The organism is Nocardiopsis terrae (genome assembly GCF_014651695.1).
Classification (GTDB): Bacteria; Actinomycetota; Actinomycetes; order Streptosporangiales; family Streptosporangiaceae; genus Nocardiopsis; species Nocardiopsis terrae.
The window spans coordinates 580753-603020 of the sequence record NZ_BMXJ01000005.1 but is presented as its reverse complement, the minus strand read 5'-3'; the positions used below and the strand labels follow the sequence as shown (position 1 = coordinate 603020).

At 71.1% G+C, this 22268-nt stretch carries 17 protein-coding genes and 3 tRNA genes; 11 read left to right on the top strand and 9 right to left on the bottom strand.

All coding sequences use genetic code 11. The annotated features are described in order from the left end of the window. The first annotated feature begins 56 nt into the window (after positions 1-56). The 3 genes from rpoD to IE195_RS17045 all read left to right on the top strand — a co-directional run bounded on the left by rpoD (position 57) and on the right by IE195_RS17045 (position 5627). Complete coding sequence (rpoD, locus tag IE195_RS17055; RefSeq protein ID WP_191272554.1) at positions 57-1139, top strand: RNA polymerase sigma factor RpoD; 1083 nt, start codon at positions 57-59, stop codon at positions 1137-1139. A 136-nt stretch (positions 1140-1275) separates the two neighbouring features. After that, the gene (locus IE195_RS17050; RefSeq protein ID WP_229826253.1) at positions 1276-2601 is read left to right on the top strand and encodes a glycoside hydrolase family 18 protein; all 1326 of its coding nucleotides are present in this window, start codon (positions 1276-1278) and stop codon (positions 2599-2601) included. Between the two features lie 95 nt (positions 2602-2696). Then, positions 2697-5627 carry an FAD-binding and (Fe-S)-binding domain-containing protein gene (locus tag IE195_RS17045; protein ID WP_191272550.1) on the top strand — a complete coding sequence of 977 codons (2931 nt, stop codon included), beginning with the start codon at positions 2697-2699 and terminating at the stop codon, positions 5625-5627. A gap of 49 nt (positions 5628-5676) precedes the next feature. Here IE195_RS17045 and IE195_RS17040 read toward each other — a convergent pair whose 3' ends face one another. After that, positions 5677-6195 (bottom strand): hypothetical protein, encoded by a 519-nt coding sequence (locus tag IE195_RS17040; RefSeq protein WP_191272548.1) that lies wholly within the window; start codon positions 6193-6195, stop codon positions 5677-5679. A 2-nt stretch (positions 6196-6197) separates the two neighbouring features. Then, positions 6198-6530, bottom strand: coding sequence for a hypothetical protein (locus IE195_RS17035; RefSeq protein WP_191272546.1), 333 nt, complete (start codon positions 6528-6530; stop codon positions 6198-6200). Positions 6531-6689: 159 nt separating this feature from the next. Here IE195_RS17035 and IE195_RS17030 point away from each other — a divergent pair. Together IE195_RS17030 and IE195_RS17025 are read left to right on the top strand one after the other, a co-directional pair. After that, positions 6690-6762 (top strand) — tRNA-Asn (locus tag IE195_RS17030). Between the two features lie 209 nt (positions 6763-6971). After that, positions 6972-7044, top strand: a tRNA-Asn gene (locus IE195_RS17025). A 132-nt stretch (positions 7045-7176) separates the two neighbouring features. Here the strand turns inward: IE195_RS17025 and IE195_RS17020 are convergent. Further along, positions 7177-8064, bottom strand: a complete 888-nt coding sequence (locus IE195_RS17020; RefSeq protein WP_191272544.1) for an SAM-dependent methyltransferase — start codon at positions 8062-8064, stop codon at positions 7177-7179. A gap of 586 nt (positions 8065-8650) precedes the next feature. On the opposite strand from IE195_RS17020, the gene IE195_RS17015 reads away from it, so the two are divergent. Both IE195_RS17015 and IE195_RS17010 read left to right on the top strand, forming a co-directional pair. Then, complete coding sequence (locus IE195_RS17015) at positions 8651-9355, top strand: RibD family protein (protein ID WP_191272542.1); 705 nt, start codon at positions 8651-8653, stop codon at positions 9353-9355. Next, on the top strand, positions 9352-9840 hold the full coding sequence (locus IE195_RS17010) for a cytidine/deoxycytidylate deaminase family protein (protein WP_191272540.1): 489 nt from the start codon (positions 9352-9354) through the stop codon (positions 9838-9840). The genes IE195_RS17015 and IE195_RS17010 overlap by 4 nt, the downstream gene beginning before the upstream one ends. A 55-nt stretch (positions 9841-9895) precedes the next feature. Here the strand turns inward: IE195_RS17010 and IE195_RS17005 are convergent, their stop codons facing one another. Beyond that, positions 9896-12388: a DEAD/DEAH box helicase gene (locus IE195_RS17005; protein WP_191272736.1), complete on the bottom strand. Its 2493-nt coding sequence runs from the start codon at positions 12386-12388 to the stop codon at positions 9896-9898. Positions 12389-12576: 188 nt separating this feature from the next. Then, a complete protein-coding gene (locus IE195_RS17000) occupies positions 12577-13566 on the bottom strand; it encodes a malate dehydrogenase (protein ID WP_191272538.1) in 990 nt (329 codons plus the stop codon). Between the two features lie 261 nt (positions 13567-13827). On the opposite strand from IE195_RS17000, the gene IE195_RS16995 reads away from it, so the two are divergent. Then, positions 13828-13901 (top strand) — tRNA-Ile (locus tag IE195_RS16995). 352 nt (positions 13902-14253) lie between these two features. Then, the gene (locus IE195_RS16990; RefSeq protein ID WP_191272535.1) at positions 14254-16164 is read left to right on the top strand and encodes a GDSL-type esterase/lipase family protein; all 1911 of its coding nucleotides are present in this window, start codon (positions 14254-14256) and stop codon (positions 16162-16164) included. Positions 16165-16180: 16 nt separating this feature from the next. On the opposite strand, the gene IE195_RS16985 is transcribed toward IE195_RS16990, so the two are convergent. Beyond that, the gene (locus IE195_RS16985; RefSeq protein WP_191272533.1) at positions 16181-16801 is read right to left on the bottom strand and encodes a TetR/AcrR family transcriptional regulator; all 621 of its coding nucleotides are present in this window, start codon (positions 16799-16801) and stop codon (positions 16181-16183) included. A gap of 82 nt (positions 16802-16883) precedes the next feature. Then, complete coding sequence (locus IE195_RS16980) at positions 16884-17606, bottom strand: glycerophosphodiester phosphodiesterase (RefSeq protein ID WP_191272531.1); 723 nt, start codon at positions 17604-17606, stop codon at positions 16884-16886. 233 nt (positions 17607-17839) lie between these two features. Between IE195_RS16980 and IE195_RS16975 the strand changes: the two genes are divergently transcribed. Then, positions 17840-18610: a DeoR/GlpR family DNA-binding transcription regulator gene (locus IE195_RS16975; protein WP_191272528.1), complete on the top strand. Its 771-nt coding sequence runs from the start codon at positions 17840-17842 to the stop codon at positions 18608-18610. Positions 18611-18686: 76 nt separating this feature from the next. Here IE195_RS16975 and IE195_RS16970 read toward each other — a convergent pair whose 3' ends face one another. Together IE195_RS16970 and IE195_RS16965 are read right to left on the bottom strand one after the other, a co-directional pair. Continuing rightward, the gene (locus IE195_RS16970) at positions 18687-19151 is read right to left on the bottom strand and encodes a VOC family protein (protein ID WP_191272734.1); all 465 of its coding nucleotides are present in this window, start codon (positions 19149-19151) and stop codon (positions 18687-18689) included. Positions 19152-19222: 71 nt separating this feature from the next. Next, entirely contained in the window at positions 19223-20482 is a 1260-nt protein-coding gene (locus tag IE195_RS16965) for an MFS transporter (protein WP_191272526.1), read from the bottom strand. Positions 20483-20622: 140 nt separating this feature from the next. On the opposite strand from IE195_RS16965, the gene IE195_RS16960 reads away from it, so the two are divergent. Beyond that, positions 20623-22221, top strand: a complete 1599-nt coding sequence (locus IE195_RS16960) for a sensor histidine kinase (protein ID WP_191272524.1) — start codon at positions 20623-20625, stop codon at positions 22219-22221. The last annotated feature ends 47 nt before the right edge of the window (positions 22222-22268 follow it).

The following is a 22268-nucleotide window of genomic DNA, read 5'->3' as shown; positions in this document are numbered from 1 at the left end:
ACAATGTAGTGGTGGCTCCCACTGTTGTGACCAACGAAATACCACCTGTCCGTCAGGTGGTCCGACTACTACCTGAAGCGGGTCGGGGAACGGTCAGTCGCGGGGAGGTCGCGTCGGCGTTGGAGCGCCTGGACGCGCCCCCCGACTCCCTGGACCGGATGATCACCGGCCTCGCCCGGGCCGGAGTCGACGTGGCCGACCCCGAGGAGGCGGCCCCCGCGGACCCGGGCCGCCGTTCAGGTTCCGACCTGGTCCGCCTGTACCTGCGCGAGATCGGCAGGGTTCCCCTGCTCAGCGCGCAGGAGGAGGTGGACCTGGCCAAGGCGGTCGAGGCGGGACTGTACGCGCAGCGCCGCCGACCCGAACCGGGCGAGTGCGCCGCGGACGAGCTCGCCGAGCTGGTGGACGAGGGCAGACGCGCCAAACGGCGCCTCATCGAGGCCAACCTGCGCCTGGTCGTGTCGATCGCCAAACGCTACCTGGGGCGGGGCCTGCTGCTCCTGGACCTGATCCAGGAGGGCAACCTCGGCCTGATCCGCGCGGTGGAGAAGTTCGACTACGCCAAGGGCTTCAAGTTCTCCACGTACGCCACGTGGTGGATCCGCCAGGCGATCACCAGGGCCATCGCCGACCAGGCCCGCACCATCCGCATCCCGGTGCACATGGTCGAGAACATCCAGAGGCTCCTCCGGGTCCAGCACCAACTCCACCAGCAGTTGGGCCGGGAACCCAGCGTCGCCGAGATCTCCTCGGCCGCCGGGTTCGGCGGGGAGCGCGTCCTGGAGATCCAGCGCATCGCCCGCGAACCCGTGTCCCTCCAGGCACCCATCGGGGAGGAGGAGTCGGACTTCGGTGACTTCATCGAGGACTCCGACGCGGTGGTACCGGTGGAGGCGGCCGCCTTCACGATTCTCCGGGAACAACTGCGGGTGTTCCTGGGCGACCTCTCCGAACGAGAGCAGCGCATCATCCGGTTGCGGTTCGGCCTGGCCGACGGCCGCCCGCGCACCCTGGAGGAGGTGGGCAGGGAGTTCGGTGTGACGCGGGAACGGATCCGTCAGATCGAGGCGAAAACCCTCGCCAAACTCCGCCACCCCTCGCGGGCGGGCTCCCTGAAGGACTTTCTGCGCAGCAGCTGACCTGGGCACGGGCCGGGCGGGGTCGCCTACAACGTCCAGGAGGACCTCCGGGTTCCCACACCCGCGAGAACGGCCTCATCCGGCCGACATGGGCCGAATGGCCCGTCTGACCCCGCGGTGCCCCTACGGTCGAGGTGTGAACGCCACCCCGCTCCAGCCGAGGCCCAGGACACCCGTCGGGCGGCGTCCACTGCTGGTACTGGGCGCGGCCGCCGCCGCAGCGGTACTGCTCGTGGGAACCCTCGTGCTCGTGAACCAACGCGACCCGGAACGCATCGGCTACTTCGCCGACTGGAACGTGGCCAACCGCGGCTATACCGTGAACGAGCTGCTCGGGAGCGGTGCCCCCGAGCACCTCACCAGAATCATGTGGGCCTTCGGCGACATCGACCGGGACGGCCTGTGCCACATCCCCCAGGACAACCACGACCAGCCCTGGGAGCTGTACCAGCGCCGCTACGACGCCGACGAGAGCGTCAGCGGGGAGGCCGACGAGTACGAGCAGGAACTGGCGGGCAGCCTCAACCAGCTGCGCCAGCTCCGCACGCGGTACCCGGACCTGGGGGCCAGCCTGTCCCTGGGCGGCTGGAACTGGTCGGTGAACTTCTCCACCGCGGCCCGCACCGAGGAGTCCCGTCAGGCCTTCGTGACCTCCTGCCTGGACCTGTGGCTGCGCGGCGACCTCCCGGTCCGCGAGGGGGAGCCCCAGGGCGGGGCGGGAGCGGGCGCGGGCGTCTTCGACGGCATCGACCTGGACTGGGAGTGGCCGGGCGGGCAGGGCAACTCCGACAACGTGGAGCACCCCGACGACCCCCGCAACTTCACCCTGCTGGTCGCCGAGTTCCGCCGCCAGCTCGACGAGCTCTCCCGGGAGACCGAACGGGACTACGTCCTGTCCGTCTCCCTGCCCGGGGGAGCCGCGCACACCGAGGCCTACGAGGCGGAGGTCTTCGACCACGTCGACTTCGCCACCGTGCAGGGGTACGACTTCGCCGGCCCCTGGAGCGAGCGCACCGCCCACCACTCCAACCTCCGCGTCCCCGCCTACGACGAGGACGCCAACAGCGTGGACCAGGCGGTCCGGCGCTACCTGGACCTCGGGGCCGATCCCGGACAGATCGTCATGGGCGTTCCGGCCTTCGGTCGCGGCTGGCAGGGCGTCCCCGCCGAGCAGGCGGGCCGCCACCAGGAGGCCGCCGCTCCCGCCGAGGACGACTACGACGGCCCCACCCGGGCCTTCAGCGACCTCGAGGAGACGGAGGGGCGCCGCTACCTGGACGAGGAGGCGGGCGCCTACTGGGTCTACGACGGCGACCAGTGGTGGACCTACGACAACCCCGACGTGATCGGTATCAAGGGCCGGTACGTCCGGGACAACGGCCTGGCCGGGATGATGGTCTGGAGCCTCGACATGGACCCCGACGGCGTCCTGGTCCGGGCCATGCACGACTCCCTGGACTGATCCTCGGCCCCGCCCGGGCAGTGGAGCCGCAGCCCGGCGGGCCGCGCCGCGTGCCGTGGTTGCCACGCCGCCACCGCCCGCGACACGCTGTGGGCATGGCCGACCCGCACAGCACCACCCCACGCCCGGACCTCACCGCGCTCCGCAGGGACCTGGAGGAGGGCGTCCAGGGGACCGTCGCCCTGGACGCGGGCACACTCGCCCTCTACACCTCCGACGCCTCCAACTACCGCCGGGTCCCGCTCGCGGTGGTCATCCCCGAAACCATCGACGACTGCGTCGCCGCCGTCCGCGCCTGCTCCGCGCACGGGGTGCCGATCATCCCCCGCGGCGGCGGCACCTCCATCGCCGGAAACTCCATCGGTACCGGCGTGGTCATCGACACCTCACGCCACCTGCGCACCATCGAGGCCATCGACCCCCAGGCCCGTACCGCCAGGGTCCAGCCCGGAGTCATCCTCGACGATCTGCGCGCGGCCACCGCCGAACACGGGCTCACCTTCGCCCCGGACCCCTCCACCCACAGCCGGTGCACCATCGGCGGCATGGTCGGCAACAACGCCTGCGGTTCCCACTCGGTCGCCTGGGGCACCACCGCCGACAACATCGTCGAACTGGACCTGCTGCTCTCCGACGGAACCCGGATCACCGTCGGGTCCGGGCACACCGCGGAGGAGTTCGCGGAGCTGGCCGCCCGCCCCGGCCGCGAGGGGCGGATCCACGCCGCCCTGGGCCGCCTCGTGGAGGCCCACCGTTCCGAGATGCGCACCGCCATGCCCGATTTCCGGCGCCGCGTCTCCGGCTACGCCCTGGACCGCCTGCTCCCGGAGAAGGGACGCGACGTCGCCGCCTCACTGGTGGGAACCGAGGGCACCTGCGCCATGGTCCTGGGCGCCACCGTGCGCCTGGTCGAGTCGCCGCCGGCCCGTGCCCTGGCCGTCCTGGGCTACGAGGACGCCCCGGCCGCCGCCGACGCCGTCCCCGGAATCCTCGTGCACTCCCCGCTCACGGTCGAGGGGCTCAACGACCGCATCGTCGCAGCCCTGGACCGGAACGGTTCGAAATCCCGGGTGCCCCTGCCGTTCGGCCACGCCTGGCTGCTGGTGGAGATCGCGGGCGGCGACGCCGAGCAGGCCGCGGCCGCGGCCCAGGCGATGCTCGACTCCCTGGACGGGGCCAGCCGTCCCCGCGACGCCGCCGTGGTCACCGACCCGGCCCACCAGAAGGCGCTCTGGCGTATCCGCGAGGAGGGCGCCGGGCTCACCTCCCGTACCCCGACCGGAGCTGAGGCGTGGTCGGGGTGGGAGGACGCCTCGGTGCCGCCGGAGAACCTCGGCGCCTACCTGCGCGACTTCGAGGACCTGATGGCCCGCCACGGCCGCTACGGGGCGGTGTACGGCCACTTCGGCGACGGCTGCCTGCACGTGCGCATCGACTTCGAGCTCACCCGCCGGAGCGGCCGCCGCGAGTACCGCGCCTTCATGGAGGAGGCCGCCGAGATCGTGGTCCGGCACGGCGGGTCGCTCTCCGGTGAACACGGTGACGGGCAGGCCCGGTCCGAACTTCTCAGCCGCATGTACCCCGAGGGCCTCATCCGCGCCTTCGGCGAGTTCAAGCGGGTCTGGGACCCCGACAACCTGATGAACCCGGGCATCATCGTCGATCCGCTGCCCCTGGACGCCGACATCCGGGTGGCCGCCGACGTGCGCCCCGAACTCCCCCTGATCTCTGAGGCGACCCTGGCCTACGGCGAGGACGACGGCGATTTCGCCAAGGCCCTGCGCCGCTGCTCCGGTGTGGGCAAGTGCCGACGCCAGAGCGGCCCCGGCGTGATGTGCCCCAGCTACCAGGTGACCCAGGAGGAGAAGCACTCCACCCGCGGCCGCGCCCACCTGCTGTTCGAGATGGCCAACGGGGAGGTGATCACCGACGGGTGGCGTTCGGAGGAGGTCCGGGAGTCACTGGACCTGTGCCTGTCCTGCAAGGGCTGCCTGAGCGACTGCCCGGTCAACGTGGACATGGCCTCCTACAAGGCCGAGTTCCTGCACCAGCACTACAGGGGCCGGGTGCGCCCGGCCGCGCACTACTCGATGGGCTGGCTGCCGGTCCTGGCCCGCCTGGCCGCGGTGGCGCCGGTGGAGGCCAACCGGGTGGTCCGCCTGCCCGGGGTGTCCTCCCTGGCCAAGCGGATGGCCGGGGTGGCCGCCCAGCGCGAGCTCCCGGCCTTCGCCCGCACCACGTTCACCCGGGCCTTCCAGCGACGTCAGACCCGCGGCGGGGGGCGCGTCGGCGGCCCCAAGGTGGTGCTGTGGCCGGACACCTTCGGCAACCTGCTCAACCCGAACGTCCTCGCCTCCGCCGTGCAGGTGCTGGAGGACGCCGGGTTCTCCGTGGTGCTGCCCAAGGGGCAGGTCTGCTGCGGGCTCACGTGGGTCTCCACGGGTCAGTTGGACGTGGCCCGTGCGGTGATGCGCCGTGCGGTGGCCGCGCTGTCGCCCCTGGTGTCCCAGGGGCTGCCCGTGGTGGGTCTGGAACCGAGCTGCACGGCGGCGCTCAAACACGATCTGGTGGAGCTCCTGCCGGGGGAGGAGAGCCGGCGTGTGGCGGCGGCGGTGCACACCTTCGCGGGTTTCCTGGAGGAGTACGCCCCGGACTGGCAGCCGCCGCGCGTGCCCGCGTCGGCGCTGGCGCAGGTGCACTGCCACCAGCACGCCGTGACGGGTTTCGACGCGGACCGGGACCTGATCTCCCGTGCCGGTATCGACGGCGAGGTGCTGGACTCGGGCTGCTGCGGGCTGGCGGGGGACTTCGGCTTCACCGAGGGCCACTACGAGGTGTCCCAGGCGATCGGGGAGCGTGAACTCCTTCCCCGGGTGCGTGCCGCGGACCCCGGCACCCTGGTGCTCGCCGACGGCTACAGCTGCCGCACCCAGATCGAGCAGGGGACGGGGCGCAGGGCCCTGCACCTGGCCGAGGTTCTGGCCAGGGGGCTGGCCGAACGCGACCGCGGGCGTGCCCGGGGGTGAGCAGCGTTCCCGGGGGCGGCCCCGAGCCGCCCCCGCGAACGGTGACCGCTCACACGCCCATCTGCTCCCGCAGGAGGGCCAGGGCCCGGGAGACGGCGTCGGACAGCCGGGGGTCCCGGGGGTCCAGGCCCTCGCCCAGGTGCACCCGCCAGTCGATGTCGGTGGCCAGCGGCGCGCGCCGGGCCACGAGCCGGAAGCCGGTGGTGGAGTCGGTGCGGGGGAAGGGGACGAAGCGGTTCACCAGGATGGTGGAGGTGACCCGTTCGGAGACCGTTTCCGCCATCCGGCGGTAGTCCACCGGGCCGCCGGTCAGCTCGGTCCGCAGCCGCACGGTGTGCCCGCCGACGCCCTCTTCGACGAAGGTGAGTGTGTCGGGGCTCCAGCGGGCCTGGTCGATGTCCTGCCAGAGCACTGCCCGGCCCTCGGGCAGGTACAGGGCGCGCGTGGTCGCGACGAGGTCGGCGCCGTCCCCGGCTGGAGCGGCGACGGACGCGTGCGCGAGCACGCGTTCGCCCCGCTCCAGCCGGGAACGCACCTGTTCGGGAACGTCCCGACCGAACAGTGCCATCGTCAGGCGTCCCGGCCCTCGTCGGAGTCCCGGCTGGGCCGGGTCCCGTTGGCCAGGCTGGTTTCCGACTCGACGAGGTCGACCTCCTCCTCACTGGGGCGTGCGAGGAAGTCGCGCACGGAGGTGATCGGCATCTTCTCCACGGCCCTGTCGTAGACGGCCCGGCCTGCCTTGCTGGTCTGGGCGCCGACTACCCCGGCCACCTCCTGGACCAGGGGGCTGTCCGCCACCCTGCGGGCGGTGCGGGACAGCTGCTCGTAGCGGGCCCTGCCCGCCTTGGCGCCCAGGACGTATCCGATGGCGATTCCGGCGACGAACGTGATCCGGTAGCGCATGGCTCCCTCTTTACGGCCTTGGTTGCGGTCGGCGTGGTCCGTGCCCCGACGTTACCCCTTCGTGGTTCGGGCCACACGGGCCGACACCGGTCACGAGCACTCTCCAGGCGCGCTAGTCTGTTCATGTCGCCGGAGCCGCAGGGCCCCGGAGTCGCGCGATCCCGCGTAGCTCAATCGGCAGAGCAGCCGGCTGTTAACCGGCAGGTTACTGGTTCGAGTCCAGTCGCGGGAGCAGTGGACGCTGGCCCGTCGGAGAGATCCGGCGGGCCTTCGTCGTTCCCGAGGGGTCCGGTTCCGACCCTCCCTCCCGCCTGCCCGGCGGCCGGCCGCGTGATGTGCGGAACAGGGTGTGCGGCGGAGTGGAAAGACGTCGCGAGCACCCCTGGAAAGGCGCTAGGCTTGTTCATGTCGCCGGAGCCGCAGGGCCCCGGAGTGACGCGATCCCGCGTAGCTCAATCGGCAGAGCAGCCGGCTGTTAACCGGCAGGTTACTGGTTCGAGTCCAGTCGCGGGAGCAGTGGACGCTGGCCCGTCGGAGAGATCCGGCGGGCCTTCGTCGTTCCCGACGGGCTCCTGGCGGGCAGGGGGTGGCCCTCACCCGCTGCCAGTCCCCTGGGGGCTCCAACGCGGGTACGAGGGCGTCGTGTTCAGATCCGGCCCATACCGCCGATGATGAGCTGACGGTTGCGGTGCGGCATCTGGTAGCTCCCGAAGACGGGGGGAGCGACCGGCAGGGTCCGCCACTTCTGGGCCTGGAGCAGGCCCGGGGGCACGGACTCCCAACCTTCGAAGAACGCGGAGATCTCCTTCTCGGTCCGCCAGTACCCGTGGCCGAGCCGATCGGTGAACAGGTGCTGGAGCTGTTCGGCCCGGAGGGCGTCCTTGGGGTACCGAGCGGGGTCGGGGCGGCAGTAGTGGCTGAGGACCATGTGGCTACCGGGTGCCAGTGAGTCGCGTAGGGCCGCGATGCTCCGGGCCGCCGCGGTGGCGTCGGTGGTGTGCGAGACAACGCCGGTGAGCAGCAATCCGACCGGTTGGTCCAGGTCGAGGAAGCGGTGGCTCTCCGGGTTGTGCAGCAGACCGGACGCGTCGTCCAGACCGCCGGGCACGGCGGTGGTGGTGCGGCCGTCGCGGATCAGGGCGAGGTGGTGGGTGAGCACCACGGGGTCGTCGCTGGCGTAGACGACGCGGGCCTCGGGGTTGCTCTCGTGGGCGATCTCGTGCGGGTCGCCGGGAGCGGGCATACCTGCCCCGACCTGGAGGAACTGGTGGATTCCCAGGTTCGCGGCGAGGTGCCGTACCGCGCGTTGGAGGAAGGCGCGTTCCCCCAGGACGATGTCGACGAAACCAGGGGCCGTGCGCTCGGCCTGGGTGGCCAGCTCGCGGTCGACGGCGAAGTGGTCCTTCCCCTTGAGGTGGAAGGAGTGGAGCCGCGTGATGCTGGCCCTGGCCAGGTTGACGGGCGGCGGGGGTTTGGCCCTGACGTGTTTGCCCCCCGCCTGCCTCAGGAAATCGGGGGAGGTGAAACGAGACATCGCCGTCCTCTTGTCTGAGGTGGGGAAGTGCGGTCGACTCCCAGGATTGTGGGACGGCCCCGCGCGGGGGCGCGTCAAAGGATTGTATTCCGCCTTGGCGTGGTTGTTAACCGGGTCGGGGACACCGGTGGTAAAAATCGTTGCCCGAGGTCGCCCCGGAAGGTGTGCGTGCTGCGCGTTACGACTGCCTTGGGCAGACAAGCACTTATACACCCAATGTCCATTATGCGAGGAACGACTCGGTGGTGTCGTGTCTTCGGTGGCCTGCTGGCGCCGAGATCCCCCGGAGGAAGGCGGTTCCGGCGCGCCCGTCCGTTCTCCGCCGGCGCCCGGACGCCTCGGGTCCCGGAGGAAGAACAGGGAGGCCGGTGCGAACGCTCGGGCATCGAATCGTCCGGGCCCTTATGGGAAAAAAAGGTGTGCCATTTCGCTGACGAACCGTCTGCCAGCGGAAATCCCGCACGGCACGGTTGGAACATTTGTTCCCTCCTTCACCGGGAAGCATCGGAAAAGGACCCCGCGGGCAGGGACACACCACGCGCGCATCCTCGGACCCCGAGTGCACGAACGCCGTTAACCTGGGGGCATGGACCGTCCCTACACCATCCTGAGCTGCGCGATGTCGATCGACGGCCGGATCGACGACACCAGCCCCGAACGCCTGCGCCTGTCCAACGAGGCGGACTTCGCCGAAATCGACGAGCTGCGCGCCGGATGCGACGCGATCCTGGTCGGCGCGGGGACCCTGCGTGCCGACAACCCCCGGCTCCTCGTGCGCTCCCCGGTCCTGCGCGAGCGCCGCGCCGAGCAGGGGCGCACCGAGAACCTGCTCAAGGCCGTGGTCACCCGCGGCGGCGACGTGGACCCCGGGGCGCGCTTCTTCTCCACCGGTGACGCCGGCGCGGTCGTCTACACCGGCGGCCCCGGAGTGGCCACCGCGACCCGGTGTCTGGCAGGGCGCTCCGACACCGGCCCGCCCGTCGAGGTCGTCGACGCGGGCGACCCGCCCACCGCCGAGGCGATCCTGACGGACCTGGCCGACCGGGGCGTCACCCGGCTGCTCGTCGAGGGCGGCGGGCACATCCACACGATGTTCCTCGGCTCGGGACTGGTCGACGAGCTCCGGCTGGCGGTCGCCCCGTTCCTGGTGGGTGAGGAGGACGCTCCGCGCTTCGTCATGCCGGGCTCCTACCCCTACACCCCCCAGGCGCCGATGCGCCTGGTGGAGGCCCGTTCCCTGGACGGGATCGCCGTCCTGAGGTACTGCCTGGCCACGGAGGGGCGGCCGTGACCGGGGCGGCGGAGCAGGCCCTCGGCCCCGCACCGGCGGCGGGGGAGGCCGACCGGTACTGGCTGGAGCGAGCCGTGGAGCTGTCCCGTTCCTGCCCGCCCTCGGACACGGCCTTCTCCGTGGGCGCCGTCGTGGTGGCCGAGGACGGCCGCGTGCTGGGCGAGGGCCACTCACGCCGCGACGACCCGCACGACCACGCCGAGGAGGTGGCGCTGCGCGGGATCGACCCCGACGAGCCGGGGCTGGCCGGGGCGACGATGTACTCCTCCCTGGAACCGTGCAGCTCCCGTTCCTCGCGCCCCCGCTCCTGCAGCGCCCTGATCCTCACCACACCCATCCCGCGCGTGGTCCTGGCCTGGCGCGAACCGGCCCTGTTCGTCGACTGCGACGGGGCCGAACGCCTGGCCGCCGACGGACGGACCGTGGTCGAGCGCCCCGACCTCGCCGAACCCGTACGCGAGGTCAACGCCCACCTGCTCGGCTGAGACCCCGGCCACGGGCAGGACCCCCGCCCGGGCCCCGGCAGGAGGCGGACGGAGCCTAAAGCCGGTTCACGTCCGTCACGTGGACCACCGCGCGGCCCTCGGCGTCGGAGGCGGCCAGGTCGACTTCGGCGCTGATGCCCCAGTCGTGGTCCCCGGCCGGGTCGGCGAGGATCTGGCGGACCCGCCAGATGTCGTCCTCCTCCTCGATGAGGAGCATCTTCGGGCCGCGCGCGTCCGGTCCGGTGCCGATCTCGTCGTGCTCGGCGTAGTACGCCTCCACGGCCTCGGCCCACTCCTCGCCGGTCCACTCGTCGTCCTCGGACAGCTTGCCCAGGTCGCCGTAGCGGCGCCGGGACGCCAGCTCCACCCGGCGGAACATCTCGTTGCGGACCAGCACACGGAAGGCCCGGGCGTTCGCGGTGACCGGGCGGACCTTCTCCTCGCTCTCCGCCGCCTCGCCCTCGACCTCCTCCTCGGGGTTGGTGAGCTGCTCCCACTCGTCCAGGAGGCTGGAGTCGACCTGGCGCACCAGTTCGCCCAGCCACTCGATGAGGTCCCGCAGCTCCTCGGTCTTGGCGTCGTCCGGCACCGTCTGGTTGAGCGCCTTGTAGGCGCTGGCCAGGTAGCGCAGCACCAGCCCCTCGGAACGGGCCAGCTCGTAGTGGCCCACGTACTCGACGAAGTTCATCGCGCGCTCGTACATGTCGCGGGCGACGGTCTTGGGCTGGAGCGGGTGGTCGCCCACCCAGGGGTGACCGCGCCGGTAGACCTCGTAGGCGTGGTCGAGGAGCTCCTCCAACGGCTTGGGGTAGTCGACCTCCTCCAACCGCTCCATGCGCTCGTCGTACTCGATGCCGTCCATCTTCATCTCCTGGACGGCCTCGCCGCGGGCCTTGTTGAGCTGGGCGCCGAGGATCTGGCGGGGGTTGTCCAGGGTGGACTCCACCACTGTGAGCACGTCCAGCGGATAGGTCGCGGACTCCGCGTCCAACAGGTCCAGGGCGGCCAGCGCGAACGTGGACAGCGGCTGGTTGAGCGCGAAGTCGGCCTGCAGGTCCACGGTGAGCCGCGCGGTGCGCCCCTGGTCGTCCGGCTCGGGCAGGGTCTCCACGATCCCGCCGTCCAGCAGCGACCGGTAGATGGCGATCGCCTCGTGGATGTGGCGGCGCTGCGTCCTGCGGTCGTCGTGGTTCTCGGTGAGCAGGTGCTTCATCGCGGTGAAGCAGTTGCCCGGCCGCGCGATCACACTCAGCAGCATCGCGTTGCTCACCCTGAAACGCGAGTTGAGCGGCTCGGGGTCGGCCTCGATGAGCTTGCGGAAGGTGGCCTCGTCCCAGGAGACGAACCCCTCGGGGGCCTTCTTGCGCACCACCTTGCGCCGCTTCTTGGTGTCGTCGCCGGCCTTGGCCAGCGCCTTCTCGTTCTCGATCACGTATTCGGGAGCCTGGGCGACCACGTTGCCGACGGTGTCGAAGCCCGCTCGTCCGGCGCGCCCGGCGATCTGGTGGAACTCGCGCGCGCGGAGCCGGCGCACCCGCACACCGTCGTACTTGCTCAGCGCGGTGAACAGCACGGTGCGGATGGGCACGTTCACGCCCACCCCCAGGGTGTCGGTGCCGCAGATGACCTTGAGCAGCCCCGCCTGAGCCAACCGCTCGACCAGGCGGCGGTACTTGGGCAGCATCCCGGCGTGGTGGACGCCGATACCGTGCCGCACGTACCTGGACAGGTTGCGCCCGAACTTGGTGGTGAAGCGGAAGTTGCCGATCTCCTCGGCGATCTTCGCCTTCTCCTCCTTGGTGCACATGTTGATGCTGGTCAGCGACTGCGCGCGTTCCACGGCCTGCGCCTGGGTGAAGTGCACGATGTACACGGGGGCGTCGCCGTTGCCGAGAAGCTCCTCAAGGGTCTCGTGCAGCGGCGTGGCCCGGTAGTCGTAGTAGAGGGGGACGGGGCGCTCGGCGGAGGCGACCACCGCGGTCGACCGTCCGGTGCGCTTCTCCAGGTCCTCCTCGAACCGGCTCACATCCCCGAGGGTGGCGGACATCAGCAGGAACTGCGCCTGGGGCATCTCCAACAGGGGGACCTGCCAGGCCCACCCGCGGTCGGGCTCGGCGTAGAAGTGGAACTCGTCCATGACGACGGTGTTGATGTCGGCGTCGGAGCCCTCCGCCAGGGCGATCTGGGCGAGCACCTCCGCCGTGCAGCACACGATGGGGGCGTCGGAGTTGACGCTGGCGTCGCCGGTCATCATGCCGACGTTCTCGGTGCCGAAGATCTTGCACAGGTCGAAGAACTTCTCCGACACCAGCGCCTTGATGGGCGCGGTGTAGAACGCGCACTCGTCCCGGGCCAGGGCGGCGAACAGGGCGCCGGTGGCGACCATGCTCTTACCGGAGCCGGTGGGCGTGTTGAGGATGACGTTCGACCCGGAGACGACCTCGATGAGGGCCTCCTCCTGGTGCGGGTAGAGGGTGAGGTCCCGCTCCTCGGCCCACAAAGCGAACGCCTCGAAGAGGGAGTCGGGTTCTGGTTCGGCCGGAAGCACATCAATGAGACTCACGGTCTCTATACTGCCCGCTCCCCGACACCCTTGGGGACACGAGGAGGTGTTCGCCCCCTCACGGGCTCCGGGACGGCTCCGCACGACACGGCGGGCACGCCCCCGTGGCGGGGGCGTGCCCATCGTCGCCCGAACGGTCGTCAGGGCCCGGACCGGAGCGGCCGGGAGAGTCCTCAGACCAGACCGAGCTGCTTCACGGTGTCGCGCTCCTCGACGAGCTCCTGCACCGAAGCGTCGATGCGGCCGCGGGAGAACTCGTCGATCTCCAGGCCCTGCACGATCTCCCACCTGCCGTTCCTGGAGGTGACGGGGAAGGAGGAGATGAGGCCCTCGGGGACGCCGTAGGAACCGTCGGAGGGGATGGCCGCGGAGGTCCAGTCGCCCTCGGGGGTGCCGTTGACCCAGTCGTGGACGTGGTCGATGGCGGCGTTGGCGGCCGAGGCGGCCGAGGAGGCGCCGCGGGCCTCGATGATGGCGGCGCCGCGCTTGGCGACGGTCGGGATGAAGTCGTTCTCCAGCCAGGCCTGGTCACCGACGGCCTTGGCGGCGTTGGTGCCGTTGACCTCGGCGTTGAACAGGTCGGGGTACTGGGTGGCGGAGTGGTTGCCCCAGATCGTGAGCTTCTTGATGTCGTTGATCGACACGTTCAGCTTCTTGGCGAGCTGGGTCAGCGCACGGTTGTGGTCCAGGCGCGTCATCGCGGTGAAGCGCTCGGCCGGGACGTCCGGTGCGTGGCTCTGTGCGATCAGGGCGTTGGTGTTGGCGGGGTTGCCGACCACGAGGACGCGGATGTCGTCGGCGGCGCCGGCGTTGATCGCCTCACCCTGGGGCTTGAAGATGCCGCCGTTGGCCTGGAGCAGGTCGCCGCGCTCCATGCCCTTGCCGCGGGGGCGGGCGCCGACCAGCAGGCCGACGTTGGCACCCTCGAACGCCTTGTTGGCGTCGTCGAAGATGTCGATGCCCTGGAGCAGCGGGAAGGCGCAGTCGTCAAGCTCCATCGCCGTGCCCTCGGCGGCCTTGACGGCCTGCGGGATCTCCAGCAGGCGCAGCTTCACCGGGGTGTCGGCGCCGAGCAGCTGGCCGGAGGCGATCCGGAACAGGAGGGCGTAGCCGATCTGGCCGGCGGCGCCGGTGACGGTGATGTTGACGGGTGCTTTGGACATGCGTGAACTCTCCTGACGACGGTGTGCGACCCGCGATGTTACCAACGGGTTCGAAGCGGCTCCGGTGCCGGGCCCAGGGGGTACGGCCAGGCGCGCGCCGCACCGTCCCACCCTAGACCGCTCCCCGGCGGCCGTCGTGCCCCAGGTGCTCCCAAGCGGTTCGCGCGTTGTCGCGGTAGCGGTCAACCGCTGCAGGGCAACGGATTTACGGCGCGGAAACGGCGGACGCATCCTGTTAGGATGACGTTTGCTGACGACGGAGGGCCGGTAGCTCAGTTGGTTAGAGCAGGGGACTCATAATCCCTGGGTCGCGGGTTCGAGTCCTGCCCGGCCTACCCCTCTCACCAGCGTGGAACCCCCTCCACGCCGCGCCCACGGCTCTCCTCGGCCGTCGGCGCACCACCCTTCCAATTCTCGCGCCAGGGTGGCCTGTGTCGCCTCTCTCGCTTTTCGTGGCGTTTGTCCGAATGGCTTCTTTTTCTGGTTTTCGGGAGGCACGCGTCCAGTGAAGACCAGGTTCGCGTCCGTAAACGGACAACGTCGGAGCCCTTCCCCGCGCAGTCGGACGAGGCCCTCCCCTAAACTGGCCGCCGGTCGGAGACCGCCGTGTCACGCGTCTCGGAAACCACCGCGCGGCCGGGGCCGTCGGACAGTTCAGCGGACAGGTACAGCCGGGGAGGAAGGCGTGTGGTGGACGGGGGCCGAACGGGGGCGGACGGCACACACCGGCGGAGCTCGGTCTGGGACCACGTGCTCAGGGCCGTCTCCGTAGCCGCCGTGGCCCTGCTCGTCCTGGCCGCCTTCAACACCACGGTCACCTCGGACGTGACCGCCCGGCCCTCCGGCCGACAGGACGAACCCGCGGCCCGACCGCTGGCCGACCTGCTGAACCGCGTCGGCATCTCCCAGGACGGGTCCGCGGGCACCGCGGACCTCGACGGGGCGGGCAACAGCCTGTCCGCCCGCACCCTCGCCGCGGCGGGTTGGCACCCCTCGGGAGAGGTCTTCCTCCTGGACACGCCGCTCGAACTGCCCGCCTACGGTCCGGGCCGCCCCGACCACCTGGTCTCCGACGGCCAGTCCGTGGCGCTCGCCTCCGAGCCCGCCCGCCTGCGCTCCCTGACCTTCCTGGCGACCGGCACCAGGACCGACGGCACCGGCGCGGACGTCCGTGGTTCCGGGCGGGTGGTCTACGCCGACAGCAGCACACAGGACTTCCCGCTCGCGGTGCCGGACTGGGCGGCCGGACCGGCCGGTGACGCGGCCCTCTCCCTGCCCTACGCCAACTCGGCCACGGGTTTCGGGCAGGGCGCCATCGGTGCCGTGCGCCTGTACGCCCGCTCCGTCCCGGTGGACCCCCACCGCGAGATCGACCACGTCGTCCTGCCCACGGTCCGCGACAGCGAGGCGAGGCTGCACGTGTTCTCCGTGGGGGCACGTCCGGCGGCGCAGGAGTGGACCGGGACCTGGGCCCGGGCCACCTCCGGATACTCGGAGGTGGGCCCCTGGCAGGACCAGACGCTGCGTCTGACGGCGCGCACCACCACGGGCGGCCGCAAGGCACGGATCCGGTTCGACAACACCTTCGCCTCCCGCCCCGTCGCCCTCGGAGCGGCCTCGGTGGCGCTGCGCTCGGAAGGGGCGGCGACTCGGGGCGATGCGGTTGCGCTCACCTTCGACGGGGACCCCGAAGCGGTGATCCCGGCCGGGGGAAGACTGGTCAGCGACCCGGTCGACATCTTCCTGCCGCCGCAGACCGAGGTCCTGGTCAGCATCCACCTGCCCGAGCGGGTGACGGCCGCCCCGATCCACTACGCGTCGGTGGACACCAACTACACGAGTGTTCCGGGCAGCGGGGACCAGACCCTGGACAGGACGGGACAGCCGTTCACGGGTGTGGTGGAGCAGTGGCCCTTCCTCACCGGGATCGAGGTGCTCGACGGGCCGGGCACGGTGGTGGCCTACGGCGACTCCATCACCGACGGCATCGGCTCCGGCCGGGACACCTACACGCGCTGGCCCGACGTGCTCAGCTCGCGCCTGCACGCCAGCAGGGACCTGCCGAACCTGGGAGTGCTCAACCTCGGGATCGCGGGAAACCGGGTCACCTCGGACGGCTACCCGGGGGAGGGCGTGTCCGTCTACTCCAGCGGTGTGAGCATGCTGCACCGGGCACAGCGCGACGTGTTCTCCCAGAACGGGGTGGAGTCGGTGGTGGTCTTCGCGGGGATCAACGATCTGCGCTGGGGAGTGCCCCCGGACGTGGTGGTGGCGGGTCTGGGGCGTCTGGCCGACACCGCGCACGAGTACGACGTGCGGGTGTTCGTGGCGACCCTGGTGCCGTGCGCGGGGGAGTCCCGCTGCACCGCCGAGGTGGAGCAGGGGCGGCAGCGGGTCAACGCCCACCTGCGTGAACAGGCCCTGGAGCCGGACTCGCTCTTCGACGGGGTGTGGGACTTCGACAGGGTGTTGCGGGACCCGCAGGCTCCGGAGAGGCTGCGCCCGGAGTACGACTCCGGCGACCACCTGCACCCCAACGAGGCCGGGTTGCGGGCGATCGCGGAGTCGGTGGACCTGTACGAGCTGGTCGGCGGCTGACCCGGCCGGGGCGCGGTCAGCGCGGGCCGCGCAGGTGGTGGTGGATCACCAGGTCGACGTAGACCCCGCCGAGGTCGTTGAGGCTGAGCCCGGCCCCGGGTTCGTACCAGTGCAGGAGTGAGTCGAAGGTTTCGAGGACGGTGTCCGTGGCCCTGCCGGCGTCGCGGATCCGGAACTGGTCGGCGGCGACCCCGGCCGAGATGATCTCGTGGACGTGCTCGCGGAAGGCCCGGTGCAGTGAGCTGACCTCGCGGTGCCTGGCGGGGTGGATGGCCCGCAGGGTCGGTAGGAGTTCCTGGCTGAGGGCGATGGCGGTCCGGTGCCTCCAGCCGGAGCTCACGTGCCGGTGGACGAGGTCGGACATGCGTTCGGTGGGCGCCCGTGCGGGGACGTCGGCGGCCAGTTGGCCGTTGACGCGTTCGCGGGTGGCGCGCAACACGACGGCGTAGGACAGGTCGAACCTGGTGGGGAAGGCGCGCCTGAGACACGCCGCGTCGGTGCCGGTCTCGGCGGCGAGCCGGCGGGTCAGGTCGGACATGGCCATGCCCCGGGAACCGTGTTCGGCGAACAGCCGGGCCGCGCAGTCCAGTACGGGTGCCGTCGTGCGAAGCGCGTGAGGGGAGAGGTCGGCCGTCATCCCTTGGTTTCTCGTAGTTGTCCTGCGCCGTGCAGGCGCGGGTCGGTGGCTTTTCAGGCACCCCGCCCGCCGGGGTGCGGGTTCAGGCCGGGCCTGGTGCGACGGCCGCACCCTGTGCCCGTCCGGTGGTCAACGACACCAGGTCGTCGACGCGTTCGGTGGCGAGGGCGTCCACACCCATGCCGATCAGGCGGGCCATCTCGGGGAACTCGTTCACCGTCCAGGCGGCGATCCGATAGCCGAACCGGTGTATCTCACCCACTGTCTCCCGGTCCAACAGGGTGTAGTGCGTTCCCAGGAACGCCGGGCGCAACGTGCGGACCACCTCCTCCGGCGGCGGACCGGGTTGGTCCCACGCCAGCATCAGCCGTGCGTCGGGGCGGCGGCCCCGCAGGGCCTGGAGCGTCTCCAGGGGGCCGGTGAACAGCGCCTGGTCGCCGAAGCCGTGCTCACGCAGGACCGTGTCGGCGGCCAGCGCGGCCTCCGGAGCGGCCGCGTCGACCAACAGCGGGGAGGCGTCCCGGCCGCAGAACTCGGCCAACACCTCCATCAGTGTGGGCACCCGCCGTTCCACGTCGTCGCGGGTCCCGGCGACTTCGGCCAGGGTCAGCTCCCCGATCTGGCGGGGCGGGGAGCCCGGGGCGGTCACGACGCGCTCGTCCACCAGGACCGGGTATCCGTCCGAGGTCAGGTGGACGTCGATCTTGACCAGGTCGGCTCCGGCGCGCAAGGCTGAACGCAGGGCCGGGAGCGTGTTGCCCGGGAATCGTGCGGTGTCTCCGCGTAGTGCGATGGACAGCGTCATACAGTCAAGAGTGGCAAAAAGCATCGCGGCATGTGGCGTAAACAGGAAAAACGCCTACCAAGACGGCCTGTGTCCGCTCGCGCGGTGCGGTGCGCGGGGCCGCCGCACCGGGATTGCGAGCGGTCTCACGTCGTGTGGGCGCTGTTCCGGACGCAGCGACCTGGGAAACTTTGTTACCGGGTGTCGTGACCGCACGGCACCCGTCAGGCCGGCCCCCGAGTGTGAGGCGAACGATGATCCCGGACCAACGGCGAGAGCACATCCTGAAGCTCCTCCAGGAGCGGCACGTGTTGAGTATCAACGAGCTCACGTCGATGCTGTCCGTCTCCCACATGACGGTACGCCGCGACATCCAGGCCCTGGAGAACGACGGCAAGGTCCTGTCGGTCACCGGTGGCGTGCGGCTGGCCGCCCGGCTCAAGAGCGAGCCGTCCTACCTGGCCAAGGCCCAGTTGGAGGTGCCCGCCAAACGGGCGATAGCGCGTGCCGCGGCCGAGCTGGTGCGGGAGAACTTCACCATCTACCTCGACGCGGGCACCACCACCCTCCAGATGGTGCCGCTGCTCACCGACAAGGTGGGGCTGACAGTCATCACCAGCGACTTCAACGTCGTCGGACACCTGATGGAGTACCCGGGGATCGAGTTGATCCACACAGGGGGCGTGGTGTCGCACTCCGACCACTCCTCGGTCGGTCAGTTCACCGCGGACTTCCTGCGCCAGGTCAACGTCGACCTCGCGTTCATCGCGAGCAGTTCCTGGGACGCCGAACGCGGTTCGACGACCCCCTCCGAGGCCAAGGTGATCGCCAAGCAGGAACTGCTGCGCATCGCCTCCAAGAGCGTCCTGGTGGTGGACAGCACCAAGTACGGCAAGTTCGGCACCTTCAGGGTGGCCCGCCTGGAGGAGTTCGACCTGATCATCACCGACGACCGGCTGCCGCGCTCCGCGGTGGAGGAGCTCGGCGAGCGCGACGTGCGCCTGAGGACGGTGGGAAGCGACTGACCCGGCGCGTGTCTGGAGGGCGCCGCCGGCCGGGGGCGTGACCGGCAGCCCGCGTGGGGGCCGTCCGCGGACGGCCTCAGTCCTCCCCGGCGTCGAGTTCGGCGGGGGCGAACAGTGCCAGCTCGGTGCCGTCGGGGTCGTGGAAGACCAGAGTGGACCCCTCCTCGCCGTGGAAGACGGGGGTGTGCTCCACGTCGAGCCGGGTGAAGCGGTCCTCCCAGGCCTCCAGGTGGCCCAGGTTGGCCACGGTCAGGGTGAGGCGGTCCAGGCCGCAGCGGCGGTGGTCGAAGCGCCCCTTGAAGTTGTCCGGGTACTGGACGAGGTCGATGAGCGCGCCGCAGGGGTGGCTGAACCCGCTGCGCAGGACCCCCTCCCGGCATTCCCGTCGTTCCGGGCGGAATCCGAGGACGGATCGGTAGAAGTGCGCGCTCTCCTCGTGGTCGCGCACGGAGAGCGTCACACGCCCCAGACCGGTCAGCGGTGGAGCGGAAGGGGAGGGGGCGAAGCGGAGTCGGGCGCGTGGAGCCAGCGCCTTGAACATCTCAAGCACGTTTCCCGAGGCTAGACGAGCCGGGCGCCCTCCGCGCGACTCCTTAACGCGTACTTAACACCTCAGATCGCGGTGACCCCGGTGTCCTTGGTCACGGGAGCCTCGGGGCCCTTGGTTCCGCGCTCGTACCAGCGGCCGCGCAGTATCAGGGTGGTCACCGCGAACGAGATCACACCGCCCGCCGTGGCCAGCGCGAACGCGCCCTGGTGGCCGTAGGAGTCGGCCAGGGCGCCCGAGGCCATGGAGCCCAGGGACTGCCCCAGGATCAGGCTGCTCAGGATGATCGCCATCGACTGGGACAGGCGGCTGGGCGGGGCGGCCCGCTCGATCAGTCCGAACAGGCTCACCAGGTGCGGTCCGATCGCCACCCCCAGGACGAAGATGGTGACCGCGAGGGTCGCCGGCCCGTGGTCCAGGTACAGGGGGAGGGTGAGCAGGGCCAGGCCGCCCGCCGCCACCCTGGTCCGTGCGGTCAGTGAGAAGCCCACCGGCAGCGAGGCCATCATCAGACCGGCGACGGCGCTGCTGGAGCCCATCACCGCGTACATCAGGCCGGACAGGTCGCCGTGCCCGGCGTTGTCCGCGAAGGCGGTCACCCCGGTGGACATCCCGCCGAAGAACAGGCCCTGGCAGAACATCGGCACGGCGAGCAGGAGCAGGGCCGGGCGGGCGATCCGGCCCGCGGCCCCGCGCACGGGGGCCGACCCTGCGGTGGCGGTGGGGTGCAGGGCGAACACGGCCCCGAACACACCGATCAGGACGGCCGCGCCGAGCACGCTCGCCGAGGGCGAGAGGGTGAGGGTGAGGAGGCCGACCAGAGCGGGGCCCAGGACGAACGAGGCCTCGTCCAGAACGCCCTCCACGGACATCGCGGCCGACACCGAGCGTTCGCGCTCCGCTCCCCGGTCGGCGCCCTTCCGGATCAGTACCACCCAGCGGGTGCGTGCCATCGGCCCCACCTGGGGCATGCACAGCCCGCCGACGGCGGCGAGCGCCACCAGGGCGGGCAGGGGCGCGCCGGTCGTGACGGCGGCGACGAGGAGGGCGATCAGTGCGGTGTCGAGGACGGCGGCGGCCAGGACCGGGACGCGTTGCCCGTGCCGGTCGGCGAAGCGGGCGATGACCGGTCCGCCCACGGTCTCGCCGAGCGCGAAGGCGCCCGAGACCAGCCCGGCCGCGGCGACGCTCCCGGTGGTGCTGGTGACGAGGGTGAGCAGCCCGATCAGGGTCATCGAGACGGGCAGCCGGGCCAGGAAGGTGGCGAGGAGCAGGGGCCAACCGGCGATCCGGTTCATCCGCCGCAGGGTTTCCAGAGGTGACATCCAGCCTCGTTCTGTGTCGTGTTGCCTTGCCGTCGCCCTCGGTCGCAAACCATCCCATGATAGGTGGACTGCCGTGGGAGGGGTACGGAGCTCACTTTCGTGGGTGACCGGGCCCCGCACGGTCTGTGTAGGTTTCCCCCATGGACTACGCCGAACTGTCCCGGGGCGTTCGCCGGGCCCTGGCCCCCGCCCCCGGCTGGCCCACCAGGGGCGCCCTCGTGCGGGACGCGCTGCTGTGGCTCGGGGTGTGCCTGCTGCTGACCGCCGAGTTCTTCGCCTTCGCGGCCGTGGGCTACGACGTCATGGCGAGGGCGCTCGTCTTCGCGGCCCTGGCGGGACTGACCATCGTGCTCACCCGCACCTACCCCCTGCTGGCACCCTGCCTCGCCGTGTTCGTCACCCTCTGGGGACAGTCCTTCCTGGTCCTGCTGGCCTGCGTGTCCTATCTCGCCGGCCGCCGCTCGTCCCGGGGCTGGCTCGCGGTGCTGCTGTTCGTGTTCCTGTCCCTGGTGGTCGCGGTGCACGTGCTGAGCGTGCGCGAGCAGACCCCGGGGCTGTGGGTCACCGCCGCGACTGCTCTGGTGTTCTGCACGGCCCTGCCCTGGCTGGTGGGGGTGTACCGGCGCCAGCACCTCGAACTGGGCGCCGCCGGGTGGGAGCACGCCCGGCAGCTCCAGCACGAACAGCGGCTCACCGCCGAACAGGCCCGCCTGCGGGAACGCTCGCGGATCGCCCAGGACATGCACGACTCGCTCGGCCACGAACTCAGCCTGATCGCCCTGCGGGCCGGAGCCCTGGAGATGTCCCCGGACCTGGGGGAGGACCACCGTCAGGAGGTCGCCGACCTGCGCGCCACCGCCGTCTCGGCCACCGCGCACCTGCGCGAGATCATCGGGGTGCTGCGCGCCGACAGCGAGCCCGAACCCGCTCCCACCGCACCCGCGGGGGAAAGCGTCGCCGCCCTGGTCGAACGCGCCCGTGACTCCGGGGTCCGGGTCACGCTTGTGAGCGAGGGGCCGTTCGGCGAACTACCGCCGATGGTGGATCGCGCCGCCTACCGGGTCGTGCAGGAATCCCTGACCAACGCCACCAAGTACGCGCCGGGTGCTCCGGTGACCGTGTGGCTGAACGCGGACGACGCCCGCCTGCGGGTGCGGGTCACCAACACCGCGGCCCGGGGGCGGGGGCCGGTGCCCGCGGTCGGCGGCGGGCACGGGCTCACCGGCCTGCGCGAGCGTGTCCGGCTGGTGGGCGGGTCCTTCACCGTCGGCCCGCACGAGGACGGCTGGCAGGTGTACGCCGCCATGCCCCTGAACGGTGGATCGGTGACCGAGGACGAGGAGGAGGGCGGTGCCGGGGCGATCGACGAACTCCAACGGGCGGCCCGGCGCAAGGTCAGGCCGTGGACCGCGGCTCTGATCGCCGCGCCGGTCGTCGTCGTCATGCTCGTGGTCGGGGTGGTCTACGCCCTCATCGCCCAGGTTCTGGAGGACACCACCCTGCCGTCGGAGGACTTCACAGCGATCTCCGTCGGCGACAGCGAGGAGGACCTCGCCCAGGTGCTGCCCCCGTACCCGTCAGGGATGAGCGATGACCAGCTGGAGGACTTCGTGTCCGCGGATTCGGACTGCGACCACTACCGCAGCAGCTCGGGGATGTTCGACGAGAGCGTGGTCTTCTACCAGCTCTGTTTCGAGGAGGGGGTGCTGACCGCCAAGGAGCAGCTGGAAAGCCGGTGAAACCGCCGCTGTGGGATGCTTCCCGGACAACCGATGCTTGAGGAGGA